We start from the raw sequence: 25,110 nt of genomic DNA on the forward strand, positions 1-25,110 counted from the left end.
CCGCGGGGTTCGCGCAGAACCCGGGCGTCGCGCCGTCCGTCTGCTCAATGCTCGTCTTCGAGCAGGCGCCGCACCGGCGCCGGCAGGCCCAGCCCGGGCCATTCCTGCGCCGAGACCCAGCGGCCCGAGCCATCGAGCGGCGGCAGGCCCTGCAGATCGGCGCGCGCCGCCACGCGCACGGGGTGCAGATGCAGGTCCTTGTGCGTGAGAACGTGCACGAAGGCTGGTTGCATCACCGCCGCGGCCCAGGCCTGCGGCGGCAGCGCGGCCTGCAGCGCCTCCTCGCTGTCAAAGACCGGCAGGCTGTGCAGGCCGGCCCAGATGCCCTTGGCGGGCCGCTTGTGCAGCCATACGGCGCCATCGTCGCGGCGCGCCAGCAGCAGCCACAGGCTCTGGGCGCTGCGGCGCAGCCGGCGCTCGCGCACCGGGTAGCGCTCGGGGTTGCCGGCCGCGCTGCCGCGGCACAGGCGTTGCACCGGGCAGATCAGGCATTGCGGCTGGCGCGGCAGGCACACGGTCGCACCCAGGTCCATCTGGCCCTGGGTGTAGCGCGCCATGGTGTCGTCCGCCCCCGACGCCTCGCCCGCGGCAGGCGCAGGCAGCATCTGCTGTGCCGCATCCCACAGTGTCTTCTCGTTGGCGCTGCGCGAAAGGTCAGCCTCATAGGCCAGCACCCGCGTGAGCACACGCTTGACGTTGCCGTCCAGAATGGCCACGCGTTCGCCGAAGCAGAAGGCCGCAATGGCGGCCGCCGTGGAGCGGCCGATGCCAGGCAGGGTCTGCAATTCCTGCGCCGATGCCGGAAAGCGCCCGCCGAACCGCGCCACCACGTCCTGGGCGCAGCGGTGCAGGTTGCGCGCGCGGCTGTAGTAGCCCAGGCCGCTCCACAAACCCAGCACCTCGTCCTCGCTGGCGGCTGCCAGCGCCGATACAGCAGGAAAGCGTTCCAGGAAGCGTGCGTAGTAGCCCAGCACGGTCACGACCTGCGTCTGCTGCAGCATGATTTCGGACAGCCACACGCGGTACGGATCGCGCGTGTTCTGCCAGGGCAGCGTGCTGCGGCCGTGGCTGCGCTGCCAGGCGATGAGCGCAGGCGCAAAGGCAGGAGCCAGTGCGGCGGCGTGCGTGTGCACGTCGTCCGCCGGAGGGCGCGCCGTCACGCGACGCGCAACTCGCCGGGCGCCGAGCCGGCAGGGGATGGGCCGGGCTCCGCGCTGGTCAGCAGGCCCGTGAGTTCATCGAGCCTTTGCTGCAGCGACTGGAGCGCCTGGGACTGGGCCTCGATTTCCGCCAGGCGCTCGTCCAGGTTGCCGGTGGCCGACTGGATGCGCTCCAGGGATTCGAGGCGCCGCACGAAACTGCGGCGCCGCTCGCGCAGTTGCACGTCCAGCTGCGCCCGGGCCGACTTGCCCCAGCGGTCGATTTCATGGACGGCAGCTTCGTTGACCGCGCGCACGCGGCTGGCCAGGGCCCGCACCAGCTTGTCGCAGAACTCGGCCTGCACCAGGCGCAGCATGTTGCCCACGCCCAGGTAGTGCAGGTGGCTCTGCTCGATGCGGCCCAGCTCGGCCTCGAACTCGGCCAGTTCGGGCTCCGGTGGCGCCTGCAGCGAAAAGCCGTGCTCGGCGTTGAGCTGCCGGAACGTGGCGTTGAGCATGCTGTGCATTTCCGTCAGCGAGGCGTGGACCTCGCGCAGGTTCTGCCTCAGGGCATCGAAGGTGCTGCCATAGATGGCCTTCACGTTCAGCTTCAGGCCCGAGGCGCGCAACGCCTGCGCCAGCCGGCCCATGTCCTCGCGCAAGGTGGTCACGCCCAGCACGGCATGGACCTGGCGCAGCATCTTGGCCTGGATGGATCGCAGCGCCAGGATGCGCGCATTGCTGGATTCGAAGTCGGCCTGCTCCTGCTCGATGCGGCCGCGCATGTGGCGCAGCACGCCGCTGTTCTTGCCGCGCAGGCCCTGAAGCTCGAGCACCTGCTCGGCCAGGTCGCGCTGGCGCACCTGGAGCACGCGCGCGGCCTCTGCGCGCAGCGCACTCACGCCGGTGTTCACGGCCTGGCGCAGCACCTGCTCGCGCCGGCCCAGAAGACCTTGGCCCAGGGCCGCCTCCAGCGCCGGCAGGCGGCTGGCACGCAGCAGCGCGCTCTGGTGCTCGACCTTGGCCTGCAGCCCTTTCTGGGCCGATACCGGCAGCACGCGATCGCGCGACACGCCCAGCGTCTGGGCCGCACTGGCGCATTGGCGCTCCAGCTGCGCATCGATCTGGCCCGGCTGGCTCAGCGAGTCCCAGAGCGTGTCGATCTTGTTGAGCACCACCAGCCGCGTTTCGCTCGGATCGCCCTCCGTCGTCAGATGCTCGCGCCAGATGGAGAGGTCGGAGCGCGTCACGCCGGTGTCTGCGCCCAGGATGAAAACCACCGCGTGGGCCTGCGGAATGAGGCTCACCGTCAGCTCGGGCTCGGCGCCGATCGCGTTGAGGCCGGGGGTGTCGAGGATCACCAGCCCCTGCTCGAGCAGCGGATGAGGCATGTTCAGCACCGCATGGCGCCAGCGCGGCACCTCCACGCGGCCCTGGGCATCGACCACGGGGTTGTCCTGAGGCATGTCGTCATGCCAGAAGCCCAGGGCTTTGGCCTGCTCCCTGGGCACCCACATCACCTCGGCCACTTTCTGCATGGTGGCGGCCAGATGCTCGGCATCGTCCACATCCACCGCAATTTCGGTCCAGCGCTCGGTGTTGCGCAGCCAGGCATTCAGGGAGCCGGTTTCCAGCCGGGTTTCGATGGGCAGCAGGCGCAGGCTGGGGGCGAGCGTGGGGTCATAGCCCAGCTCGGTGGGGCACATGGTGGTGCGCCCGGCGCTGGCCGGCATGACGCGGCGTCCGTAGCCGGCAAAGAAGATGGCGTTGATCAGCTCGGACTTGCCGCGCGAGAACTCGGCCACGAAGGCCACGCGCACCTTGCTGGCACGCATCTGCGTCTCCAGCTCGCGCAGGCGCTCGGCCACTGCGGTGTCGAGCAGGTCGTTGTCGCGCAGCCAGTTGCCCAGCCACTTCAGCCGATGGGCGAAGTTCCGGCGCCAGGCCCCGTGCTGGTCGAATTGCTGATCGAAGGAGCGGCTCACGATGCGTCCGTGTGGCGGTGTTTCAAAATATAACAGGTCACTGCCCAAGTGTGTGACCACCGACTCTGCGCATCAAGCCTTCTGGCATTGCGCGCAAAAGTAGGTGGCGCGCTGGCCCTGGCGCAGCAGGCGGATCGGCTGGCCGCACACGCGACAAGGCTGGCCGGCGCGGCCGTAAACCATCGCTTCGAGCTGGAAGTAGCCGCCCTGCCCGTCCACCCCCGAAAAGTCGCGCAGCGTGCTGCCGCCACGCTCCACGGCGCGGCCCAGCACGTCGCGCACCGCCGCATGCAGCCGCGCGGCGCGGGGCCGCGAGATGCGCGCCGCCAGGGTGGTGGGGCGGATTCCCGCCAGGAACAAGGCCTCCGACGCATAGATGTTGCCCACGCCCACCACCACGTCGCCAGCCAGCAGCACCTGCTTGATGGGCGCGCGCCGGCGCTGCAGCCCGGCATGGAAGGCAGCCGGATCGAAGTGCTCGCCCAGAGGCTCCATGCCCAGGCGGCCCAGCAGCTTGCGCGCCAGCAGGGAGGATTCGTCGCTCACATGCACCACGGCACCAAAGCGGCGCGGGTCGTGCAGGCGCAGCGTGCCTGCCGAGGTCTGCAGATCGAAATGGTCATGGGCGCCCGGCGGCGGCAGTTCGAGGTCGAAGCGCAGGCTGCCGGACATGCCCAGGTGCAGGAGCAGCAGACCCTGGTCCAGGTCGACGAGCAGGTACTTGCCGCGCCGCCGCACACCGATGACCTGGCGCCCGACCAACGATTCGGGCGGCACCGCCAGCGCCCAGCGCAAGGGCTTGCCGACACGCACGGCCTGCACTTGCGCGCCGGCGATGCGATCGGCAAAACCGCGGCGGGTGACTTCGACTTCGGGGAGTTCAGGCATGGCGCTTGGAGGGCGGCCGCCGCCATCGAAAACACATGCGAGCCAGGGGCGCAAAAGAGGCCGCAAGCACCGCAGGCCCTCAAGGTCGACTGGCCGGGCGGCAACGGGCCTTGCATTATTATGGATTGATGAGTTTCAAGCCTCGCAGAAAGCGTGCGGCCCTGGTCATGTGGACCCTGGTAGCAGGACTGGCACAGGCACAGCCCGCGCCGCCCGCAGGGCCTGTGCCACCGGCACCCGGCACCAAGGTCGATGCGCCTGCGCCGGCGCGCCCCTCCGCCATGACCGCCCAGCTCTTCTACGAAGTGCTGCTGGGCGAGATCAGTGCACGCAACGGCGATCCCGCGGACAGCTTCGCCTTGCTGCTGGAAGCCGCGCGTCGCTCCGGCGAGCCGGAGCTGTTCCAGCGCGCGGCCGAGGCGGCCATCGCGGGCCGCTCGCCCGAATCGGCGCTCACAGCCGCGCGCGCCTGGCAGCAGGCCGTTCCTGATTCACGCGATGCACGCAGGCTGGAACTGCAGGTGCTGATCGCCCTGGGCCGCCTGGCGGAAACGGTGCAGCCGCTGCGCGCCGAACTGGCGGCCACGCCGGTCATCGAGCGCCCCGTGCTGCTGACGGTGATCGCCCGCAACTACGGCCGCGCCCAGGACAAAAAGCTCGCCGCGCAGGTGGTCGAGCAGGCGCTTGAGGACGATCTGCGCAACCCCATCACGGCCGCGCTTTCCTGGACCACGGTCGGCCGCGTGCGGCAGTTGGGCGGCGACCTGGACGGCGCGCTGGCTGCGGCCGAGCGCGGCGCCGCCGCCGACCCCAAGGCCGACGGCCCCGTCGTGCTGGCCCTGGACCTGATGGACGCCAAACGCCCGCAGGCCGAGGCGCTGGTCAAGCGCTACCTGCAGGACAAGGAAGCGCTGCCCGAAGCCCGCGTGGCCTATGCGCGCTGGCTGGTCGGCGCACAGCGCTACGACGAAGCGACCGCGCAATTGAAGGCCGTGACCGAAGCCCACCCCGCGCAGCCCGATCCATGGCTGATGCTGGGCACCCTGCAGGGGCAGACCCGCGACGACGCGGCAGCCCAGGCTTCTTTGCAGCGCTACCTGGAACTGGCCGCCGCCGCGAGCGATGCCGACGAGCGCCGTCGCGGCATGGCGCAGGCCTATCTGCAGCTGTCGCAGCTGGCCGAACGCCGCAAGGACTACGCCGCGGCCGAGCAATGGCTTTCGCGCATCGAGGACAAGGAAGAGCTCTTCCAGGCCCAGACGCGCCGCGCCCTGTTGATGGGCCGGCAGGGTCAACTGCCACAAGCTCGGGCGCTGTTGCAGCAGTTGCCCGCGCGCACGGTCGCCGAACGCAAGCAGCGCTTCATGGCGCAGGTGCAGCTGCTGCGCGAAGCGCGCCAGCACCAGGCCGCCTACGACCTGCTCAACGAAGGCCACAAGGCCGATGCCGAAGACAGCGAGCTTCTGTACGACCTGGCCCTCGCAGCCGAGAAGCTGGGCCGCAACGACGAGATGGAGCGCCACCTGCGGCGCGTGATCACGCTGCAGCCCGACAACGCCCATGCCTACAACGCGCTGGGCTACTCGCTGGCCGATCGCAACCTGCGCCTGGACGAGGCACGCACGCTGATTCGCAAGGCGCTGGAACTGGCCCCCGAAGACCCCTTCATCGCCGACAGCCTGGGCTGGGTCGAGTTCCGCATGGGCAACACGGCCGAGGCCCTGCGCATCCTCGAGGCGGCCTACCGCAAGCGCCCCGATCCCGAGATCGCCGCTCACCTGGGCGAGGTGCTGTGGGCACGCGGCGACCGTGCTCGCGCGGTCACGATCTGGCAGCAGGCCAAGCTGGCCGATGCCGACAATGAAACGCTGCAGGAGACGCTCAAGCGCCTGCGTGTGTCGCCATGATGCGCGGCATGCACGAGCGGCCCTGCGACCTGGCCCCCGAGGAAGTCGGCCCCGCACGCAGGCGCTGGCTGCTCGCAGCGGCCTCGCTGCCGTGCTTGCTGGCCGCCTGCGGCACGTCAGCGCCGGCCCGCAAACCTGACGCTGCAGAAGGCGGCTACTGGAGCGGGCGCCTGTCATTGCGCGTCGACAGCGAGCCGCCGCAGTCCTTCGCCGCCGTGTTTGAACTGCGCGGCGCGCCGGGCCGGGGCGAACTCAAGCTCAGCACGCCCATCGGCAACACGCTGGGCCTGCTGCAATGGTCACCCGGCCAGGCCTCGCTCGACGACGGACGCCGCGTGCAACGCGAAGCCTCCATCGACATCCTGCTGACGCGACTGACCGGCGCCGCGCTGCCGGTGGATGCCCTGTTCGGCTGGCTGGCCGGCCGCGCCACGCCCGTGCCCGGCTGGCGCCCCCAACTGGATCGCGTGAACGAGGGCCGGCTGCAGGCCGTGCGTGAATCGCCCTTGCCCAGGGCCGATCTGCGCCTGGTCTTCGAGCCCGCGCCTGCGGCCACCGACGCGCCATGAAGGCGCTGTACGAGCTCAGCGCGCCCGCCAAGCTCAACCTCTTCCTGCACATCACGGGCCGGCGCGATGACGGCTACCACCTGCTGCAGTCGGTGTTCATGCTCATCGACTGGTGCGACACCTTGCATGTGGAACTGCGCAGCGACGGCCAGTTGAGCCGCGAAGACCTGGGCCCTGCGCTGCCCCCCGACGACCTGGTGCTGCGCGCCGCCCGTGCGCTGCAGGGCTTCGCCCAACCAGGCCAGGGCGCCCACATCGGCGTGCTCAAGCGCATCCCTGCCGAGGCCGGCATGGGCGGCGGCTCCTCCGACGCGGCCACCTGCCTTCTTGCGCTCAACCGCCTGTGGGGCCTGCATCTGCCGCTGGCCAGGCTGGAGCGCATCGGCCTCACGCTGGGCGCGGACGTGCCCTTCTTCCTGCGCGGGCGCAATGCGTGGGTCGAAGGCGTGGGCGAGCAGATCACCCCCGTCGAGCTGCCTGCGGCACGCTTCGCCGTGCTCAAGCCGGCCAGCGGGCTGGCCACTGCCAAAATTTTTTCAGCTGAAGATTTGCAACGTTCCACACCTGGCGCTATACTCTATGGCTTCGCTGAGAACGATACGGCGCAAGGCAAAAAGCTCTCTGAAGAGATCTTTCGCTTTGGTCACAACGATCTGCAGCCAGTCGCCCAAAGGCTCAACCCTGAAGTGACGCAAGCCCTCGACTGGCTTGGCGCTCAAGGACTCAAGCCCCGGATGACCGGATCTGGCAGTGCGGTGTTCGCAGCGATGGACTTGATGCAAGACGCGTCACTGCGCAATCCACCTGCGGGTTGGCAGCAACGAATCTGCAGCAATCTGGCAGTCCATCCTCTAGCAGGGTGGGTGGGCTAGAAGTTCAGCCAAGTGCGGTTGAACGCGACGTTCATCGGTGGCAGGTCGCTAGACCTGTCTCCTGTGTAGGGGAGTCGCCAAGCTGGTTAAGGCACCGGATTTTGATTCCGGCATGCGAAGGTTCGAATCCTTCTTCCCCTGCCAAATTCTTTTCTTTGAGAATCTGGCCAGCGGCCCAGCGCCGCAGTCACCAGCCCCACTTTCTGACCGCCGGGAAGCAAGCATGCAGGCGCACCACCCTGACTTCATGGTTTTCACCGGCAATGCCAATCCGGGCCTGGCCGCAGAAATCTCTCAACACCTGGGTTCGCCGCTCGGCGCCGCGCGCGTGGGCCGCTTCTCCGACGGCGAAGTCACCGTCGAGATCAACGAGAACGTTCGCGCCCGTGACGTGTTCGTCGTGCAGTCCACCTGCGCGCCCACGAACGAAAACCTGATGGAACTGCTGATCATGGTCGACGCGCTCAAGCGCTCGTCGGCCGAACGCATCAGCGCCGTGATCCCCTACTTCGGTTATGCCCGCCAGGACCGCCGCGTGCGCTCCACGCGCGTGCCGATCTCGGCCAAGGTGGTTGCCAACCTGCTGCAGACCGTGGGCGTGGCCCGCGTGCTGACCATGGACCTGCACGCCGACCAGATCCAGGGCTTCTTCGACATCCCCGTCGACAACATCTATGCCTCGCCCGTGCTGCTGGGCGATCTGCGCGCCAAGAACTACGAAGACCTGATCGTGGTGAGCCCCGACGTGGGCGGCGTGGTGCGCGCCCGCGCGCTGGCCAAGCAGCTCAACTGCGATCTGGCCATCATCGACAAGCGTCGCCCGAAGGCGAACGTGAGCGAGGTGATGAATGTGATCGGCGAAATCGATGGCCGCAACTGCGTGATCATGGATGACATGATCGACACGGCCGGCACGCTGGTGAAGGCGGCCGAGGTGCTCAAGGAGCGCGGCGCCAAGAAGGTGTATGCCTACTGCACGCATCCGGTGTTCTCGGGCCCGGCCATGGAACGCATTGCCCAGGGCACTGCGCTGGACGAAGTGTGCGTGACCAACACGATCCCGCTGTCCGACGCGGCAGCCAGCTGCAGCAAGATCCGCCAGCTGTCGGTGGCCCCCCTGTTCGCCGAGACGATCCAGCGCATTGCCAAGGGTGAATCGGTGATGAGCCTGTTCTCGGAGCAGGACAACCTGTTTTGAGCATCTTGCGATCTGAAGATCGCAAGATGGGTTTGAAGATCAGTGCGAACAGGACCGGCGAAGCCGGATCCTGATCGCAGTGAAGACGGTGCGGCGCGATGCTCTGCACCGTCTTTGAGAAGCAGGCTTCGCCGCTTCTTTTTTGTGGGCTCCTTCGGGAGCCTTTGTTGAAACGGAGCCAGGCTGGTCGCGGCCGGTTCCATCTGGAGAATCACATGAAATTCGTCGCTTTTGAGCGCGCAAAGCAGGGTACGGGTGCGAGCCGCCGTCTGCGCAATGCCGGCAAGACGCCCGGCATCGTCTACGGTGGTGAAGGCCAACAGCCGCAACTGGTCGAGCTGGACCACAACGCGCTGTGGCATGCCCTGAAGAAGGAAGCCTTCCACGCCTCCATCCTCGAGATGGACCTGGGCGGCACCGTGAGCAAGGTTCTGCTGCGTGACGTGCAGTACCACCCCTTCAAGCAGCTGGTGCAGCACGTGGACTTCCAGCGTGTGGACGCCCGCACCCGCCTGACGGTGAAGGTGCCCCTGCACTTCAAGGGTGAAGAAGAGTCCGAAGCCGTGAAGCTGCACCACAACCTGGTGAACCACGTGATGACGGAAATCCAGATCAGCGTGCTGCCGGCCGACCTGCCCGAGTTCATCGAAGTGGATCTGTCCGGCCTGACCAACGCTGCCACCGTTCACGTCAGCGACCTGAAGCTGCCCAAGGGCGCCAAGGTGATCCTGCACGGCAAGCCGAACCCCGTGGTCGCGACCGCCGTCGCACCCGTGGTGGAAGAGGAAGCCCCTGCCGCTGCGGCCCCCGCACCGGCAGCCGCGCCTGCCAAGGGCGGCAAGAAGAAGTAATCCTCTCTGGATTCTTCGCCCCGGAAAGGAGCCCCGAGCGGGCTCCTTTTTTTGTTTGGGCGCCCCTTGCTGCAGCCGACTGCGCACAAGGGATGGCATGGAACCGCGCCTGATAATCCCTGCCCATGATCAAACTGTTCGTCGGCCTGGGCAACCCGGGCCCGGAGTACGAAGACACCCGCCACAACGCCGGCTTCTGGTGGGTCGATGCCCTTGCCCGCGACGCCAAGGCTCAACTGGTGCCAGAGCGCGGCTACCACGGCCTGGTGGCGCGCACGCAGATTGCAGGGCAGACGGTGTGGCTGCTGCAGCCCCAGACCTTCATGAACCTCTCGGGCAAGTCGGTGTCTGCACTCGCACGCTTCTACAAGATCGCGCCAGAGGAAATCCTGGTGGTGCATGACGAGCTGGACGTGCTGCCCGGCCAGGCCAAGCTCAAGTTCGGCGGCGGCCATGCGGGCCACAACGGCCTGCGCGACATCCACGCCCAGCTGGGCACGGGCGACTACTGGCGCCTGCGCCTGGGCATCGGCCATCCGGGCAGCAAGAGCGAAGTGGTGAGCTGGGTGCTCAAGAAGCCGCTGCGCGAGCACCGCGAAGCCATCGACGACGCCATCAGCCGCACGCTGCATGCCGCCGCCCCGCTGGCCCGTGGCGAGATGGACAAGGCCACGGCCCTGATCCACACCAGCAAGCCGCCGCGGCCCAAACCGCCGCGCCGCGAAGCCCCGCCCGCTGCGGCAAAAAGCACGGAAGCCACACCCGCGCCACTGGCACCGCCTGCCGACACCGCCTGAGGGCTTGCGTCGGCGCCCTGTTGCCGCAAGCATGTGCCCAGGCGCCCCCGAGCAGGGCGAACCGTCCACCACCGGACCCAGGGAGGGGCCATGCATGCCATCAGATCCGCGCAGCGCCGCCGGGCGCTGCGATCGTTCATCGTGTGCCTTGCACTGCCTGCGCTGGCTCCGCTGGCAGTTCAGGCGCAGCAGCCTGCGTCGCCCATCTGGCGCTGCGGCAACCAGTACAGCGATCAACCCTGCCCCAGCGGGCGTGCCATCGCGCCCGACGAAGCCCCATCGGCGCGTGCACGCGCCGAGGCCGATGCCAGCACGCAGCGCACGCGCCAGCAGGCCGACGCCATGGCGCGCGAGCGCGAACGCCAGGAAGCGGCGGCAGCGACGCGCGGGCCTGCGGTGATCGAGCACCGCTCGCCCTGGGTGGCGGACGATGAGGCCAAGGCCGCGCCGCTGCAGCAGCGGCTCAGGCGACCCAAGGTGGAGAAGGGAAGATTGCCCAAGAACGAAGGCTTCACGGCCAGAGGGCCTGCCCCGGCCAAGGGGCGCAAGGCGCACTGAGCGCCGGCAGCTCGCGCGGCTCCGCTCAGGAGGCAGGCAGCTGAGGCGCCGGCTCCAGCGCCTGCAGGCGCTGGTACTTCTGCAGCAGGGTCTCCCGGCTTTCCACGTGCGCGGGGTTCACGGGAATGCAGGCCACCGGGCAGATCTGCACGCACTGCGCTTCCTCGAAATGCCCCACGCACTCGGTGCACCGGTGCGGATCGATCTGATAGAAGTTCTCGCCCATCGAGATCGCATCGTTGGGGCACTCGGGTTCGCAGACGTCGCAGTTGATGCATTCGTCGGTGATCATGAGGGCCATGGGCGCGATTATCGGCGCTCAGGGGGCCAGCCCTGCATGGCGCGCATCCAAGGCCCCGAGGCCAGCAGGCATGTTCCGTGCTCTGCCATTGGCACCAGCGTCCGCCCGCCCCGGCACGCGGATGCGATCCCCGTGACTTGGTTCACGGTATGCTGCGGCCCGCCCCCGTTGATTCGCCGGGTTCATGCCATCGGCCCATGCTCCGCATCGGGCTGCAGCCCATCCCGTTTGTCGTCTTCATGAGCCTGTTTCTCCTCAAGCGCCTGGCCACTCTCGTTGGCACCTTGATCGGCGCCTCCATCATCGTCTTCCTGGTGCTCGAGATCCTGCCCGGCAATGCCGCGCAGATCCTCATGGGCCCCGATGCCTCGCCGGAAGCCGTGGCCGCCCTGGCCACCCAGCTGGGCCTGGACCAGCCGGCCTGGACACGCTACTGGACCTGGGTGCAGGGCCTGCTGACCGGCGACCTGGGCGACAGCTACACCTACGGCACGCCCGTGATTGAGCTGATCCTGGAGCGGCTCACGCTGACCGTGCCGCTGGCCGTGATGGCCATGCTGCTGACGACGGTGCTGGCCCTGGTGGTGGGCGTGACGGCCGCGGCGCGCCACAACAAGCTGGGCGACGTGGGGCTGATGGGCCTGACGCAAGTGGGCATCGCCATCCCCAACTTCTGGTTCGCGATCATGCTGATCCTGCTGTTCTCGGTGAAGCTGCAGTGGTTCTCGGCCGGCGGCTTCGACGGCTGGGGCGAGAGCACCGAGGACCGCATGAACGCCCTCAAGTCGCTGCTGCTGCCCGCGCTTTCGCTGGCCGTGGTGCAGGCGGCGATCCTGGCGCGCATCACGCGCTCGGCCGTGCTGGAGGTGATGCGCGAGGACTTCGTGCGCACCGCGCGCGCCAAGGGCGTGACGCAGCGCGCCGTGCTGTGGCTGCATGTGCTGCGCAACGCGCTGATCCCGGTGATCACCGTGATGGGCATGCAGTTCGCAGAACTGCTGGCGGGCACCATCGTGGTGGAGAACGTGTTCTACCTGCCGGGCCTGGGCCGGCTGATCTTCCAGGCCATCAGCAACCGCGACCTGGCGGTGGTGCGCAATTGCGTGATGCTGCTGGCCGCCTTTGTCGTGATCGTGAACTTCGTGGTGGACGTGCTCTACGCCGTCATCGACCCGCGCATCAAGGCATCCGACATCTGAGCAGCGCGACCGAACCCGCGACGACCATGAACACGAGCACCCCCACCCTTGCCGCCACTGCGGCGCCACGCACCACCGTGACCTTCTGGCAGCGCGCGCTGCGCCACCGCAGCTTCGTCATCGGCGGCGTGCTGACGCTTCTGCTGCTGCTGGCCGCGCTGCTGTCCTTCGTCTGGACACCCTGGTCGCCGTACGAGATGAACATGGCGGTCAAGCTTCAGGGCCCCAGCGCGCAGCACTGGCTGGGCACCGACGCCTACGGCCGCGACGTGGCCTCGCTGCTGCTGGTGGGTGCGCGCGCGTCCATCCTGGTGGGCATCATCGCGGTGGGCATCGGCCTGATCGGCGGCACGGCGCTGGGCCTGCTGGCCGCCGCGCGTCGCGGCTGGACCGAGGAGATCGTGATGCGCCTGACGGACTTCTCGCTGGCCTTCCCGGCCATCCTGCTGGCCATCATGATGACGGCGGTCTTCGGCCCGGGCATGGTCAACGCGATCATCGCCATCGGCATCAACTACATCCCGATCTTCGCGCGCGTGACGCGCGCGGCCGCCAACGCCGTGTGGGCGCGTGAGTACGTGGCCGCCGCGCGCGCCTGCGGCCGCGGCCCCTGGGCCATCACCTTCGGGCATGTGCTGCCCAACGTGTCCACGGTGCTGCTGGTGCAGGCCACCATCTATTTCGCCATCGCGATCCTGGCCGAGGCCGCCCTCTCCTACCTGGGCCTGGGCACGCAGCCGCCGCAACCCTCCTGGGGGCGCATGCTCAGCGAAGCGCAGACGCTGATGTTCCAGCAGCCGCTGCTGGCCGTGTGGCCGGGCCTGGCCATCGCCTTTGCCGTGCTGGGCCTGAACCTGATGGGTGACGGCCTGCGCGACCTGCTGGACCCCCGTCTCGCACGCGCCCGCTGAACGACAAGAAGAATATTCCACGATGGCACTCCTAGAAGTCAACGACCTGCAGATCGGCCTGCAGACCCAGCGCGGGCCGGCACAGGCCGTGCGCGGCATTTCCTTTTCGCTCGAGCGCGGGCAGACGCTGGGCATCGTCGGCGAGTCCGGCTGCGGCAAGTCCATCACCGTGATGTCGCTGATGGGCCTGCTGCCCGGCAATGCAAAAGTCACGGGCAGCATCCGCTTCGACGGCCAGGAGCTGATCGGCCTGAGCGACCGCGCGCTGTGCCAGATCCGCGGCAACCGTATCGGCATGATCTTCCAGGAACCCATGACGGCGCTGAACCCGCTGCACACCATCGTGCGGCAGGTGGGCGAGCCGCTGCGCATCCACAAGGGCCTCTCCAAAGCCGACGCGCGCAAGGAAGTGCTGGGCCTGCTCGAGCGCGTGGGCATTCCCGACGCGAAGGCCAAGCTGGACGCCTACCCGCACCAGTTCTCGGGCGGGCAGCGCCAGCGCATCGGCATTGCGATGGCCCTGGCCTGCGAGCCCGACCTGCTGATCGCGGACGAGCCGACGACGGCGCTGGACGTGACGATCCAGAAGCAGATCCTGGACCTGATCCACGGCCTGGTGCAGGAGCGTGGCATGGCCATGATCCTGATCTCGCACGACCTGGGCGTGATCGCCAACAACGTGCAGCGCATGCTGGTGATGTATGGCGGCAGCGTGGTGGAAAGCGGCCCCACGGCGGCCGTGTTCGCCGAACGCGCGCATCCGTACACGCAGGGCCTGTTCGCGGCTCGCCCGGTGCTGGGTGCGCCGCGCGGCACACGCCTGGCCACCATCCGCGGCAGCGTGCCCGAACTGGTCGACCTGCCGCCGGGCTGCCCCTTTGCAGGCCGCTGCAGCTTCACCATCGACGAATGCCAGAGCACCCGGCCGCCACCGGTGACCTTGGCCCACGACCATGCGGTGCGCTGCCTGCGCCTGGATGCCGTGGCCGCTGCCGCCGAAGGAGTGACGGCATGAGCCCGACGACAACTCCCAACAGCGCCCCGCTGCTCGAAGTACGCGACCTCGTGCGCCACTACCCGCTGCCGCGCGAGAAGATCTTCGGCCCGCCGCCGATGGTGCAGGCGCTCAACGGCGTCAGCTTCGACGTGCAGCCCGGCCGCAGCCTGGGCATCGTGGGCGAATCGGGCTCGGGCAAGTCCACCATCGCGCGGCTGGTGATGGCGCTGGACACGCCCACCTCGGGCAGCATCAGGCTGCTGGGCCAGGAGCTGCACCGCCTTCCGGCGCCAGCGCTGCGGCGTGCGCGGCGCGACTTCCAGATGGTGTTCCAGGACCCCTATGGCTCGCTGGACCCGCGCCAGACCGTGGCCCGCATCGTGGCCGAGCCGCTGGAAGCCCTGGACGAAGGCAGCCGCGCCGAGCAGCGCGAGCGCGCGGGCGAATCGCTGGCCACCGTGGGCCTGCGCAGCACCGACCTGGACAAGTACCCGCACGAGTTCTCCGGCGGCCAGCGCCAGCGCATCGCCATCGCGCGAGCGCTGATCACGCGGCCCAAGCTGATCGTGGCCGACGAGCCCGTGAGCGCACTGGACGTCTCGGTACAGGCCCAGGTGCTCAACCTGATGCAGGACCTGCAGCAGCAGTACGGCATCAGCTACCTGCTCATCAGCCACGACCTCGCGGTGGTGAACCACCTGTGCGACGAGGTGTGCGTGGTGCTCAAGGGCCGCATCGTGGAACGCGGCGAGCCGCGGGAGCTGTTCAGCAACGCGCAGCATGCCTACACGAGGGCCTTGCTGGACGCGGTGCAGCAGACGCCTGCCGGAGGTGTGGTGCACCGCTGAGCGATGCGCGCGCGCACCGCGCCATCGCAGCGCGGCTGCTCAAGGAAGCTCCTGCAGCCTGCGAGACAACCAGGCCTGCAAACCCGATGCCTCGCAGCGCGCGGCTGCGCTAGCATGTAAGCACCCGTACCGAAGCGCGCATGGCACTGTTCATGCTCCTGCTTCTCTTTGCCCATCGGAGATCGACCTCACATGCTGAACCGCCGCACCGTTCTCACCTCGGCCGCCGCCACGGCGCTGGCCACGGCCGTGCCCGCCGCCATGGCCCAGAGCCGCAAGGATGCCCTCGTGCTGGGCATGGCGCTGGAGCCGCCGGGCCTGGATCCGACGGCCGGCGCCGCCGCAGCCATTGCGGAGATCACGCAGTACAACATCTTCGAGACGCTGACCAAGATCAACTCCGACGGCAGCGTCACGCCGCTGCTGGCCGAGAGCTGGGAGGTCTCGCCGGACCTCAAGACCTACACCTTCAAGCTGCGCAAGGGCGTGAGTTTCAGCAACGGCGAGCCCTTCAACGCCAACACGGTCAAGTTCAGCCTGGACCGCGCCAAGGCCGACAAGAGCACCAACAAGGACAAGCGCAGCTTCAGCAAGCTGTCGACCCAGGTGACGGACGAGCACACCGTGGTGGTGATCAACAGCGAGATCGACCCCAACCTGCCCTTCGTGCTGGGCCAGGCCACGGCCGCCATCGTCGAGCCCAAGAGCGCCGACACCAACGCCACCGCGCCCGTGGGCACCGGTCCCTACAAGCTGGACCGCTGGAACAAGGGCTCCTCGGCCGTGCTCGTGAAGTCGCCCAACTTCCGCGACCCCAAGCTGGCCAAGCTGAACCGCGTGACCTTCCGCTTCGTGGCCGATCCGGCCGCGCAGGCCGCTGCGCTGATGGCCGGCGACATCGACGCCTTCCCGCGCATCGGCACGCGCGTGGTGGCGCAGTTCCGCAACAACCCGCAGTTCCAGGTCATCAGCAGCGGCTCGCGCGCCAAGACCATCCTGGCCATCAACAACAAGAAGATCAGCGACGTGCGCGTGCGCCGCGCCATCCTCGCTGCCCTGGACCGCAAGGCCTTCATCGAAGGCGCGGCCGACGGCTTTGGCGTGCCCATCGGCAGCCACTACGTGCCCGGCGCGCTGGGCTACGTCGACACCACGGGCATCAACCCGCACGACGTCGAAAAGGCCAAGAAGCTGCTGGCCGAAGCGGGCGTGAAGCTGCCCATGGAACTGACCATGACCCTGCCGCCGCCGCCCTACGCGCGCCAGGGCGGCGAGATCATCGTGGCCCAGCTCGCCAAGGTGGGCATCAACGTCAAGATCCAGCAGGTGGAGTGGGCGCAGTGGCTGTCCAACACCTACGGCGGCGGCCACAACTACGACCTGTCCATCATCTCGCACGTCGAGCCCTTCGACCTGGACAACTACACCAAGCCCGACTACTACTGGAACTACCAGTCCAAGGCCTTCAACGACCTGTTCACCAAGATCCAGAACACGGCCAGCGAGCAGGAACGCGCCAAGCTGCTGGGCGACGCCCAGCGCATGCTGGCCAACGACGCGGCCAACGGCTTCCTGTACCAGCCCCAGTGGCCCACCGTGGCCAAGAAGGGCGTCAAGGGCCTGTGGAAGGACATGCCCATTTTCGTGAACGACCTCGCCGCCCTGTCCTGGGCCTGAGCACGCGTTTGTGAGGCAGCCGCCTCGCGCAAGAGCCGCGCCCTGCGCGGCTTTTTTCTAGGTGCTGCCCGCGCCTAGAATGCTGACCGGCAGCGCCTGACTACCCGCTGCCCTCTGCCTGCCCCCTCTTCAGGGGGCTTAGTTTTTTTCTGGAGCTTTGACGTGAATCGTTATGTCGTGATGGTCGACGCCGGCTACCTGCTGCGCCAGGCGGTCGAGATCCTGAGCCAGCGCGCCAGCAGCTCGCGCGCCGATCTGGACATTCCGGACCCCGCCGCACTGATGCAGGCGCTGCTGAACCGCTCCCGCGCCACGCTGAACCTCGAAGCCAAGGAGCTGTTGCGCATCTACTGGTACGACGGCGTGATGGCGCAGGGCCTGACGGCCCAGCAGAAGGCCATCATGCTGGTGGACGACGTGCAGTTCCGCGCCGGCACCATCGATTGGCGCGGCCAGCAAAAGGGCGTGGACTCGCTGATCGTCAGCGACCTGATCGAGCTGACCACGCACCACGCGATTTGCGATGCGGTGCTGGTCACGGGCGACAGCGATCTGGCCGTGGGCATGGAGCTGGCGCAGCGGCGCGGCGTGCGCATCGCCGTGCTGGGCATCGAGGACCTGGCCGCGGGCGTGGCCCATCACCAGAGCTTCGAGATCACCTCCCGCGCCGACCGCGTGGGCCGCCTGGGCCACACAGAGCTGCAGGCCGTGGCGCGCTACGTGCCCGGCGCGGCCTCGGCACCCGCCTTCTCAGGCCAGGAAGGACGCGGGCACCAGCAACCGCTGGATGCGGAACTCAAGGCGCGCATCACGCTGTCGGTGCAGGAGTTCCTGGACCGGCAGGACCGGCCGCTGGCCGACATGGTGGACCCCAGCACGCACCGCATCGAGGCGGGCGTCGACAAGTCCCTGCTGCAGCATGTGTTCGGCACGCTGGGCCGCAAGCTCTCCGAAGCCGAGAAGGTCTTCATCCGCCAGGTGTTCCGCGGCGGCGAGCGCACCGAAGACTGAAGAAAGGGCGCGCCTGCCTTCAGTGCAGCGCGCCGCCGCTGGCCTGCAGGTCTGCGCCCGGCAGCAGGCTGGCCTGCACCGCCAGGCGCAGCGCGGCCATCACGTCGGCCAGGGCCATGGCCGGCGGCGGTCCAGGCAGGCGTGCCGCCTGTTCGGGCAGGTAGGGAATGTGGATGAAGCCACCGCGCATGCCGCGCCGCTGCGCCTCGGGCTGCGCCAGCCGGTGCATCAGCCCATAGAACAGGTGGTTGCACACGAAGGTGCCGGCCGTGTTCGACAGCTCGGCCGGCAGCCCGGCCGCACGCACCGCCTGCACGATGCGCTTGACCGGCAGGCTGGAGAAATAGGCCGCCGGCGCGCCGGCCACCACGGGCACGTCGATGGGCTGGCAGCCCGCGTTGTCGCAGATGCGGCCGTCGTCGATGTTGATGGCCACGCGCTCGGGCGTGAAGGCGCTGCGCCCGCCTGCCTGGCCCACGGCGATCACCAGCGATGGCTGCAATTCGGCCAGCGCCGCATCCAGCGCCTGCAGCGCCGCGCCGAAGACGCAGGGCATGCGGCGCGCATGCACCTGCGCCGGCCCATGCTGGCCGGCCAGCGCAGGCAACTGCCAGCCCTGGAGCGCGCGCACCGCCTCCCACGAGGGGTTGACCGCTTCGCCGTCGAAAGGCTCGAAGCCGGTCAGAAGCACGCGCATGACCGGTTCGCCCTCTACGGCCTCGCTCATGCCAGGGGCTGCACGTTAATGCCTTCAGCCGCCAGCCGTTCGCGAATGCGGCGCGCAAAGGCCAGCGCATGCGCGCCGTCGCCATGCAGGCACACGCTCTGGGCGTTGACGCTCACCACGCTGCCGTCGATGGCCGTGACGCGCCGCTCGCGCACCAGCGACAGGGTCTGGGCCAGCGAGGCGTCCTCGTCCTCGATCAGCGCCCCGGGCTGGCTGCGCGGCACCAGGCTGCCGTCGGGCATGTAGCCGCGGTCGGCGAACACCTCCTCCACCGGCGTGAGGCCGGCGCGCCGCGCGGCCTCGATCATGCCGCTGCCGGCCAGGCCAAAGAACTTGAGCGAAGGGTCGAACAGGCGCACGGCCTCGCACAGCGCCGCGGCCAGCTCGGGCTCCTTCACGGCCTGGTTGTAGAGCATGCCGTGCGGCTTCACATGGGCCAGGCGCCCGCCCTCGGCCTTCACAATCGCGGCCAGCGCACCCAGTTGGTAGAGCATGTTGGCCACCACCTCCTCGGGCGGCAGCTGCATGGCGCTGCGGCCGAAGTTCTCGCGGTCCGGAAAGCTCGGGTGCGCGCCGATGGCCACGCCATTGGCCAGTGCCCAGCGCACGCACTGGCGCATGGTGCTCGCATCGCCCGCATGCCAGCCGCAGGCGATGTTGGCCGAACTCACGAGTTGCAGCAGGGCTTCGTCATTGCCGGCACCTTCGCCGAGGTCGGCATTGAGGTCTATGTGCATGAGAACAGGCTCCGAAACAGATTCGGGGCCAGTCTAGGGCCTGCTAGCGCTATTTCAGGGGATCGCGTTGTGCCGGGAAGGGGCTGGATGCAAGGCGCCCGCGCGCAGCAAGGCTTGCGCCTTGCAAGCGTGGGCAACGCCGCAGACGGCCCCTTCCAGGCGCAACCCGAAGGGAAGCTCATCGCAGCCCGCCCCTCGGCGTTGCGCTCCTTGTGCGTGCACATGCACGCACGGCGTCGCGCGCCTTGATGGGCGGGCTGGGATGAGCTTCGCGACCCCTGAAATAGCGCTAACAGGCCCTCGGGCCTGTTCAGGCTGCGTGCTGCGAAGGCACGGGCCAGCCGCGCATGGCCAGCGCGGCCTCGATCTGCGCCAGGTGCCGCTGCTGCGCCTGCCAGGCCGTCAGGGCCTGCGCGGCGTCCACGGCCTGCATCTGCAGCCGCCCGCCCAGCGGCGCCTGGGCCAGCTTCCACAGATCGGCCCGGATCACCACCGCGATGCGCGGGTAGCCGCCAGTGGTCTGCGCGTCGCCCATGAGGATGATGGGCTGGCCCGAAGGCGGCACCTGCACGGTCCCCGGGATCACGGCCGAAGACAGCATGTCGGCCTCCTCCACGCGCCTGAGCGCCGGTCCTTCGAGCCGGCTGCCCATGCGGTTGCTCTGCGGGGTGATGCGCCAGTGCGCGGCATGGAATTGCGCCTTCGCCGCGGCGTCGAACTGATGGGCCTCGGGCCCGGGCAGCACGCGCAGCACGGTGGGTGCATCGACCGCGGCCTGCTGCGGCACCTTCGCGCCGCCGTCCCAGCCCTGCGGCTCGCGCAGGCCGAAGGCCGCTTGCGCGCGCTGCGCCGCACTCAGCGCCGAAGGGCCCAGGCCCAGCCGGTCGCCCTTGCGCAGCGCCCGCCCCTGCAGGCCGCCGAAGCCGGCCTTGAGGTCGGTGCTGCGCGAGCCCAGCAGCAGCGGCACATCGATGCCGCCGGCCACGGCCAGCCAGCTTCGCACGCCCGGCTTGGCGCGTGCGCGGTTGGCGCCGCCCAGCACCAGGGTCTGGCCCGCGCGCACGGGCAGGCTCCACAAGGGCCGCACGGGCAGGCCGTCCAGTTGCGCATCGAAATCGTCGCCGGCCAGGGCCATGCGCGTGTCCTGCTCGAAGCGCAGCGCGCACGCGCCCAGGGTCAGCTCCAGGCCCGCGGCGCCAGCCGCATTGCCCACCAGGCGGTTGGCCAGCGTGAGGGCCAGGCCGTCGAGCGCGCCGCCGGGGCACACGCCCAGTTGGCGATGGCCCTGGCGGCCCAGGTCCTGCACCGAGGCCAGCAGGCCGGGCCTGAGCACCGTGAGCGCCGCAGCGGAGGAAGAAGATGCGCTGCTCACAGCGTGACGCTCTGCGCAATGAAGCGCACCCTGTCGCCCGCTCGCAGCAGCGTGGGCGGGTCCGCCAGCGGATCGAACAGCTGCAGCGGCGTGCGGCCGATGAGCTGCCAGCCGCCCGGCGACACCGATGGGTAGATGCCGGTCTGCGCGCCGCCGATGCCCACCGAGCGCGCAGGCACCGCCGTGCGCGGCTCGCTGCGCCGCGGCGTGGCCAGCTCGGGCGCCAGGCCGCCCATGAAGGCAAAGCCTGGCAGAAAGCCCAGCAGGTAGACCACGTAGTCGCCGCCGCTGTGGCGCCGCACCACTTCGGCCGGCGACAGGCCGGTGTGCTGCGCCACGGCCTGCAGGTCCGGGCCGTGCTCGCCGCCGTAGTCCACGGGAATGTCGACCTGCCGGCTTTCACCGGCCGGCAGGGCCTGCAGCTCGGGCCACAGCGCCAGAACGCGCAGCTCCAGCTCGTCGGCGTCGATCTGCGCGGGGTCGAACAGCAGCGTCAGGTTGTTCATGCCCGGCAGCGCTTCGCTCACGCCGGGCCACTGCGCCGCTTCGTGCATCAGCGCCCACAGCCGCTGCTGCACGGCCAGCGTGGCCGGCGGCGGCAGTTCGCACAGCAGCGCCGCCTCGCCCAGGGCGTGCATGCGCGGTGTGACCGAGGTGCCCACGGGCCGGCCGGCGTTCAAAAAAGGCTCAGCTGCGTGCGAGACCGCTGACCTTGGCCGCCAGCTGCTTCTGCACGTAGGGCGAGACGAACTTGTCCACTTCCCCGTTGAGGATGGCGATCTCGCGCACGAAGGTGCTGGAGATGAACTGGTACTTGTCGCTGGGCGTGAGGAAGACGGTTTCGACCTCGGGCATCAGCGAGCGGTTCATGCCCGCCAGCTGGAACTCGTAGTCGAAGTCGGTCACGGCGCGCAGCCCGCGCACCATGGCCTTGCCGCCGCGCGCCACCACGAAGTCGCGCAGCAGGCCCGAGAAGCTCTCGACCTGCACGCGGTTGCCATAGGGTTTGGCGACCTCGCGCGCCATGTCGATGCGCTCCTGCAGCGAGAACAGCGCCTTCTTGTGGTGGCCCGCCGCCACCGCCACGATCACATGAGAGAACAACTGGGTGGCGCGCCGGACCACGTCTTCGTGGCCGAGCGTCATGGGATCGAAGGTGCCGGGATAGACCGCGATCACATCGGCTGTCATGGGAATCCTCCTCTGTGTGGCCGGGATGTCTCTGGGTGTCTGCCGGGCGCATTATGTACGCCATGCTGCGGCGCAAAAAGTCAGGCACCCGACAGCGGCGCCAGCAGATGCGCATGCACGGCGCCCGCGCGCAGGTGGCGCAGCAGCCCCAGGCCCAGCGGCGCGAGCTGTTCCTCGCCCCAGGCCTGGTCCGCTTCGAGATAGATCAGCCCATCGGGCCGCAGCGCGGGCAGCGCCGCCTTCAACGCCCGCGCATACAGCGCGCGCTGGTCGAAGGGCGGGTCCATGAACACCACATGCAGGCTGGCCGGCGCCACGCGCTCCAGCCGGGCCACGCCGTCGCCGCGATGCACCTGCACCGCCTGCGCATCAAGGCGCTCGCGCGTGGCGTTCAACTGGGCCACCAGCGACGGATCCTGCTCGCACAGCAGCACCGACGCCGCACCGCGCGAGGCCGCCTCGAAGCCCAGCGCGCCGGTGCCCGCGAACAGGTCGGCGCAATGCCACTGCGGCAATTCGCCGCCGCTGGCGCCGGCCCGGCTGGCCAGCCAGTTGAACAGGGTCTCGCGCACGCGGTCGGGCGTGGGGCGCAGGCCCGGGCGGTCAGCCACGGGCAGGCGGCTGCGGCGCCACTGGCCGCCGATGATGCGCACTTCCTGCGGCCGGCTGCGCGCAGCGGCCGGCGCTGCAGAAGAAACGGGGGATGGCTTGCGGGACATGGGCCGAGCTTAAGTCACCCGCACCCGCCCTCCACCCCCGCCAGCATCAAGGCAGCGCCTGGCGCAGCAGGCCCATGCCCAGCGCCAGCATGCTCAGGCCCACCGCGCCATCGAGCCACTGCCAGGCCCGCGGGCGGGCAAACAGCGGCGCCAGCCAGCGCGCCCCGAAGCCCAGCGCCGTGAACCACAGCAGGCTGGCCACCCCGGCCCCGGCCACGAAGGCGGCGCGGGCCGCGCCCTCGTGCCGCGCGCCCACGCTGCCCACCAGCAGCAGCGTGTCCACATACACATGCGGGTTGAGCAGTGTGAAGGCCGCCGCCTGCACCAGCACGGCCTGGCGCGACTGGCCCGCGCCGCTGCCGGGCGCCGCACCCACCAGAGCACCCGAAGGCGCGCAGGCCCGCCACAGCGCGCGCAGCCCGTAGCCCAGCAGGAAGGCCGCGCCCGCCAGGGCCAGTGCCTGCGCCCAGGCGGGCCGCTGCGCCAGCACCTGGCCCATGCCGGTCACGCCGGCGGCCACCAGCAGCGCGTCCATCGTGGTGCAGAACAGCACGATGGCCGGCACATGCTCGCGCCGCAGGCCCTGGCGCAGCACGAAGGCGTTCTGCGCGCCGATGGCCACCGTCAGGCCCAGGCTCAGCCACAGGCCCTGGTTGAAAGCGAAGTCGTCGAAGCTCGTCATGCGGCCGATCTTGCGGCGCGCTGCACCTTCAGACAAACTGAACTTGCTTAAGCAGATTCAGTTTTACTTCATCGACACCATGCTCGACTACGCCGCCCTTTCCGCCCTGGCCGCCGTGGTGCGCGAGGGCCGCTTCGAGCGCGCCGCGCGCGCGCTCCACGTCACGCCTTCGGCCGTCTCGCAGCGGGTGCGGCTGCTGGAGGAGCGCGCCGGCTGCGCGCTGGTGGTGCGGGGCCAGCCCTGCCGCCCCACCGAGGCCGGGCAGCAGCTGTGCCGGCATGTGGACCAGGTGCAGTTGCTCGAACACGAGCTGCGCGGCGCCCTGCCCGCGTTGCGCGATGCACGCGCGCAAACACCCGCGCCGCGCCGCGTGACCTTGCCGCTGGCCGTCAACGCCGACAGCCTGGCGACCTGGTTCGCGCCCGCGGCCGCGCGCTTCGCGGCCGAGGCGCCGGTGCTGCTGGAAGTGGCCGTGGATGACCAGGACCACACGGCGCAGCGGCTGCGCAGCGGCGCCGTGCTGGCGGCCGTGACCGCCATGGCCACGCCCGCGACGGGCTGCGACAGCCGGCCGCTGGGCGCGATGCGCTACGTGGCCGCGGCCAGCCCGGCCTTCATGGCGCGCCACTTTGCAGACGGCGTGAACGCGCGCTCGCTGCTCCAGGCACCCTGCCTGATCTTCGATCGCAAGGACCAGCTGCAGGCGCGCTGGGTGCGGCGCCAGTGCCGGCGCGAGCTGGCCCTGCCGCGCCATGCCCTGCCCTCGCCGCAGGCCTTCGTCGAAGCCAGCCGCATCGGCATGGGCTGGGGCATGCATGTGCAGCAGATGGTGCAGCCGCTGCTGGACTCGGGCGAACTGGTGGAGCTGGTGCCTGGCACCACGCTGGACGTGCGCCTGCACTGGCAGCAGGCGCGCGCGGCCTGCTCGCTGCTGCAGGGCCTGACGCAGCAGGTAATGGCAGCGGCGCGAGAAGCGCTGATCCGCTGAAAAAGCCGTGCAGCAAAAAGGCCTGCGATGCAGGCCTTGGCAAGCGGGCGGCGGCAGGCGGCCGAGCCGCCCGCCGCAGGCATCATCATCAGGATGCCTTCACGTCCAGCTTGTTGCTCACGCTCTTGACGCCGTCCACGGCCTTGGCGATTTCCTCGGCGCGGGCCTTGGCGGTGGCCGATGGGGCCGTGCCGTTGAGGGTCACGGCGCCGTCCTTGGTATCCACGTTGATGGCCAGGGCGCTGATGTCGGGGTCACGCGCCAGCTGCGTCTTCACCCGGGCGGTGACCGAGGCATCGTCCATCGCCTGCCCCACGGCATTGCCGGCCGATTGCACGGCCGCCTTGGCGTCGGAGCCGGCCTCCTTGAGCGATTCGCCCGCGTTGGAAGCGGCGGTGCTGGCGCTGGAGGGGGTGGAGGACGAGGTCGAAGGCGTCGATTCGGCGGGCGTCATGGGCGCGGGTGCCGGTGCCGGCGTGGTCGCCACGCTGGGCGCCGTGGGGGCCGGCGTGGGCGACACGGCGGCGCTGTCTTCGGTCTTCTGGCAGGCGCTCAGGCCCAGGGCCAGGGCGGCGGCCAGGGCCGACACGCGCAGGATGGACTTGTGCTGATGGATCAGGGTGTTCTTCATGAGGGTGTTCTCCTTGAGGGGCCGAAGCCTCAGAGCTTGTCGATGGCGCGCTCGGCCACGTCCTTGAGCTTTTCCTTGCCGTCGCCGTAGTTCTTCTGGGCCTTGCCGCTGAGCTGGTCGGCCTGGCCTTCCGCGCGCAGGCGCTCATTGCCCACGGCCTTTCCGGCCACCGACTTGATCTTGCCCTTGGCTTCGTCCAGGCGGCCTTCGACTTGGTCCTTGTTCATTGCGTCACTCCTTGACACCGGCATGCCGGCAGTTGGTTGCTTGCGAGGGGCCGTTCCGGGCCGGAAGCGGGTTCCGACGGCGTGAAGAACAGCCCACGACGCAACCTTAGGACGGGCGCAACAGGGCG

Annotated in this window: 27 protein-coding genes and 1 tRNA gene; 15 read left to right on the forward strand and 13 right to left on the reverse strand. The window is 69.4% G+C overall.

Going from position 1 to position 25,110, the window contains the following annotated elements:
• Positions 1 to 44: 44 nt before the first annotated feature.
• The 3 genes from mutY to mutM all read right to left on the reverse strand — a co-directional run bounded on the left by mutY (position 45) and on the right by mutM (position 4,012).
• Positions 45 to 1,133 (reverse strand): A/G-specific adenine glycosylase, encoded by a 1,089-nt coding sequence (gene mutY, locus PGB34_RS04135; protein ID WP_271426789.1) that lies wholly within the window; start codon positions 1,131 to 1,133, stop codon positions 45 to 47.
• Positions 1,134 to 1,156: 23 nt separating this feature from the next.
• Positions 1,157 to 3,124: a dynamin family protein gene (locus PGB34_RS04140; RefSeq protein WP_271426790.1), complete on the reverse strand. Its 1,968-nt coding sequence runs from the start codon at positions 3,122 to 3,124 to the stop codon at positions 1,157 to 1,159.
• A 72-nt stretch (positions 3,125 to 3,196) separates the two neighbouring features.
• On the reverse strand, positions 3,197 to 4,012 hold the full coding sequence (mutM, locus tag PGB34_RS04145) for a bifunctional DNA-formamidopyrimidine glycosylase/DNA-(apurinic or apyrimidinic site) lyase (RefSeq protein WP_271426791.1): 816 nt from the start codon (positions 4,010 to 4,012) through the stop codon (positions 3,197 to 3,199).
• 128 nt (positions 4,013 to 4,140) lie between these two features.
• On the opposite strand from mutM, the gene PGB34_RS04150 reads away from it, so the two are divergent.
• From PGB34_RS04150 to PGB34_RS04185, 8 genes are all read left to right on the forward strand, one after another.
• Positions 4,141 to 5,919 (forward strand): tetratricopeptide repeat protein, encoded by a 1,779-nt coding sequence (locus PGB34_RS04150; RefSeq protein WP_271426792.1) that lies wholly within the window; start codon positions 4,141 to 4,143, stop codon positions 5,917 to 5,919.
• An 8-nt stretch (positions 5,920 to 5,927) separates the two neighbouring features.
• A complete protein-coding gene (locus PGB34_RS04155) occupies positions 5,928 to 6,488 on the forward strand; it encodes a lipoprotein insertase outer membrane protein LolB (protein ID WP_271426793.1) in 561 nt (186 codons plus the stop codon).
• Positions 6,485 to 7,360 (forward strand): 4-(cytidine 5'-diphospho)-2-C-methyl-D-erythritol kinase, encoded by an 876-nt coding sequence (gene ispE / locus PGB34_RS04160; protein ID WP_271426794.1) that lies wholly within the window; start codon positions 6,485 to 6,487, stop codon positions 7,358 to 7,360. The genes PGB34_RS04155 and ispE overlap by 4 nt, the downstream gene beginning before the upstream one ends.
• 67 nt (positions 7,361 to 7,427) lie before the next feature.
• Positions 7,428 to 7,504 (forward strand) — tRNA-Gln (locus PGB34_RS04165).
• Positions 7,505 to 7,583: 79 nt separating this feature from the next.
• The gene (locus tag PGB34_RS04170) at positions 7,584 to 8,558 is read left to right on the forward strand and encodes a ribose-phosphate pyrophosphokinase (RefSeq protein ID WP_271426795.1); all 975 of its coding nucleotides are present in this window, start codon (positions 7,584 to 7,586) and stop codon (positions 8,556 to 8,558) included.
• A gap of 215 nt (positions 8,559 to 8,773) precedes the next feature.
• Entirely contained in the window at positions 8,774 to 9,409 is a 636-nt protein-coding gene (locus PGB34_RS04175) for a 50S ribosomal protein L25/general stress protein Ctc (RefSeq protein ID WP_271426796.1), read from the forward strand.
• 125 nt (positions 9,410 to 9,534) lie between these two features.
• Positions 9,535 to 10,206, forward strand: a complete 672-nt coding sequence (gene pth / locus PGB34_RS04180; protein ID WP_271426797.1) for an aminoacyl-tRNA hydrolase — start codon at positions 9,535 to 9,537, stop codon at positions 10,204 to 10,206.
• 90 nt (positions 10,207 to 10,296) lie between these two features.
• A complete protein-coding gene (locus PGB34_RS04185; RefSeq protein WP_271426798.1) occupies positions 10,297 to 10,764 on the forward strand; it encodes a hypothetical protein in 468 nt (155 codons plus the stop codon).
• A 25-nt stretch (positions 10,765 to 10,789) separates the two neighbouring features.
• Here PGB34_RS04185 and PGB34_RS04190 read toward each other — a convergent pair whose 3' ends face one another.
• Positions 10,790 to 11,065, reverse strand: a complete 276-nt coding sequence (locus PGB34_RS04190) for a YfhL family 4Fe-4S dicluster ferredoxin (protein ID WP_271426799.1) — start codon at positions 11,063 to 11,065, stop codon at positions 10,790 to 10,792.
• A 239-nt stretch (positions 11,066 to 11,304) separates the two neighbouring features.
• On the opposite strand from PGB34_RS04190, the gene PGB34_RS04195 reads away from it, so the two are divergent.
• The 6 genes from PGB34_RS04195 (at position 11,305) to PGB34_RS04220 (ending at position 17,708) form a co-directional block, all read left to right on the forward strand.
• Positions 11,305 to 12,264, forward strand: a complete 960-nt coding sequence (locus PGB34_RS04195; protein ID WP_271426800.1) for an ABC transporter permease — start codon at positions 11,305 to 11,307, stop codon at positions 12,262 to 12,264.
• A gap of 26 nt (positions 12,265 to 12,290) precedes the next feature.
• Entirely contained in the window at positions 12,291 to 13,175 is an 885-nt protein-coding gene (locus tag PGB34_RS04200; protein ID WP_271426801.1) for an ABC transporter permease, read from the forward strand.
• 22 nt (positions 13,176 to 13,197) lie between these two features.
• A complete protein-coding gene (locus PGB34_RS04205; protein ID WP_271426802.1) occupies positions 13,198 to 14,190 on the forward strand; it encodes an ABC transporter ATP-binding protein in 993 nt (330 codons plus the stop codon).
• Positions 14,187 to 15,020: an ATP-binding cassette domain-containing protein gene (locus PGB34_RS04210; protein WP_271426803.1), complete on the forward strand. Its 834-nt coding sequence runs from the start codon at positions 14,187 to 14,189 to the stop codon at positions 15,018 to 15,020. Before PGB34_RS04205 ends, PGB34_RS04210 begins: the two co-directional genes overlap by 4 nt.
• A gap of 192 nt (positions 15,021 to 15,212) precedes the next feature.
• Positions 15,213 to 16,697, forward strand: a complete 1,485-nt coding sequence (locus PGB34_RS04215; RefSeq protein ID WP_271426804.1) for an ABC transporter substrate-binding protein — start codon at positions 15,213 to 15,215, stop codon at positions 16,695 to 16,697.
• Between the two features lie 162 nt (positions 16,698 to 16,859).
• Positions 16,860 to 17,708 carry an NYN domain-containing protein gene (locus PGB34_RS04220; protein WP_271426805.1) on the forward strand — a complete coding sequence of 283 codons (849 nt, stop codon included), beginning with the start codon at positions 16,860 to 16,862 and terminating at the stop codon, positions 17,706 to 17,708.
• A 19-nt stretch (positions 17,709 to 17,727) separates the two neighbouring features.
• Here PGB34_RS04220 and pcp read toward each other — a convergent pair whose 3' ends face one another.
• The 7 genes from pcp to PGB34_RS04255 all read right to left on the reverse strand — a co-directional run bounded on the left by pcp (position 17,728) and on the right by PGB34_RS04255 (position 23,136).
• Positions 17,728 to 18,435 (reverse strand): pyroglutamyl-peptidase I, encoded by a 708-nt coding sequence (gene pcp, locus PGB34_RS04225; RefSeq protein ID WP_271426806.1) that lies wholly within the window; start codon positions 18,433 to 18,435, stop codon positions 17,728 to 17,730.
• A complete protein-coding gene (gene pxpA, locus PGB34_RS04230) occupies positions 18,432 to 19,172 on the reverse strand; it encodes a 5-oxoprolinase subunit PxpA (protein ID WP_271426807.1) in 741 nt (246 codons plus the stop codon). Before pxpA ends, pcp begins: the two co-directional genes overlap by 4 nt.
• Before the next feature lie 310 nt (positions 19,173 to 19,482).
• On the reverse strand, positions 19,483 to 20,544 hold the full coding sequence (locus PGB34_RS04235) for a 5-oxoprolinase subunit C family protein (protein ID WP_271426808.1): 1,062 nt from the start codon (positions 20,542 to 20,544) through the stop codon (positions 19,483 to 19,485).
• Complete coding sequence (gene pxpB / locus PGB34_RS04240; RefSeq protein WP_271426903.1) at positions 20,541 to 21,182, reverse strand: 5-oxoprolinase subunit PxpB; 642 nt, start codon at positions 21,180 to 21,182, stop codon at positions 20,541 to 20,543. The genes PGB34_RS04235 and pxpB overlap by 4 nt, the downstream gene beginning before the upstream one ends.
• A 49-nt stretch (positions 21,183 to 21,231) precedes the next feature.
• Entirely contained in the window at positions 21,232 to 21,735 is a 504-nt protein-coding gene (gene coaD, locus PGB34_RS04245) for a pantetheine-phosphate adenylyltransferase (protein WP_271426809.1), read from the reverse strand.
• Positions 21,736 to 21,815: 80 nt separating this feature from the next.
• Positions 21,816 to 22,454 carry an RsmD family RNA methyltransferase gene (locus tag PGB34_RS04250; protein ID WP_271426810.1) on the reverse strand — a complete coding sequence of 213 codons (639 nt, stop codon included), beginning with the start codon at positions 22,452 to 22,454 and terminating at the stop codon, positions 21,816 to 21,818.
• A gap of 46 nt (positions 22,455 to 22,500) precedes the next feature.
• Positions 22,501 to 23,136 (reverse strand): LysE/ArgO family amino acid transporter, encoded by a 636-nt coding sequence (locus PGB34_RS04255; protein ID WP_271426811.1) that lies wholly within the window; start codon positions 23,134 to 23,136, stop codon positions 22,501 to 22,503.
• Between the two features lie 79 nt (positions 23,137 to 23,215).
• On the opposite strand from PGB34_RS04255, the gene PGB34_RS04260 reads away from it, so the two are divergent.
• On the forward strand, positions 23,216 to 24,124 hold the full coding sequence (locus PGB34_RS04260) for a LysR family transcriptional regulator ArgP (protein WP_271426904.1): 909 nt from the start codon (positions 23,216 to 23,218) through the stop codon (positions 24,122 to 24,124).
• Between the two features lie 88 nt (positions 24,125 to 24,212).
• Here the strand turns inward: PGB34_RS04260 and PGB34_RS04265 are convergent, their stop codons facing one another.
• Complete coding sequence (locus PGB34_RS04265; protein WP_271426812.1) at positions 24,213 to 24,755, reverse strand: BON domain-containing protein; 543 nt, start codon at positions 24,753 to 24,755, stop codon at positions 24,213 to 24,215.
• A 29-nt stretch (positions 24,756 to 24,784) separates the two neighbouring features.
• The gene (locus PGB34_RS04270; protein ID WP_271426813.1) at positions 24,785 to 24,982 is read right to left on the reverse strand and encodes a CsbD family protein; all 198 of its coding nucleotides are present in this window, start codon (positions 24,980 to 24,982) and stop codon (positions 24,785 to 24,787) included.
• Between the last annotated feature and the right edge of the window lie 128 nt (positions 24,983 to 25,110).

The sequence above is a fragment of the Xenophilus arseniciresistens genome (assembly GCF_028023875.1).
Classification (GTDB): domain Bacteria; phylum Pseudomonadota; class Gammaproteobacteria; order Burkholderiales; family Burkholderiaceae_C; genus Xenophilus; species Xenophilus arseniciresistens.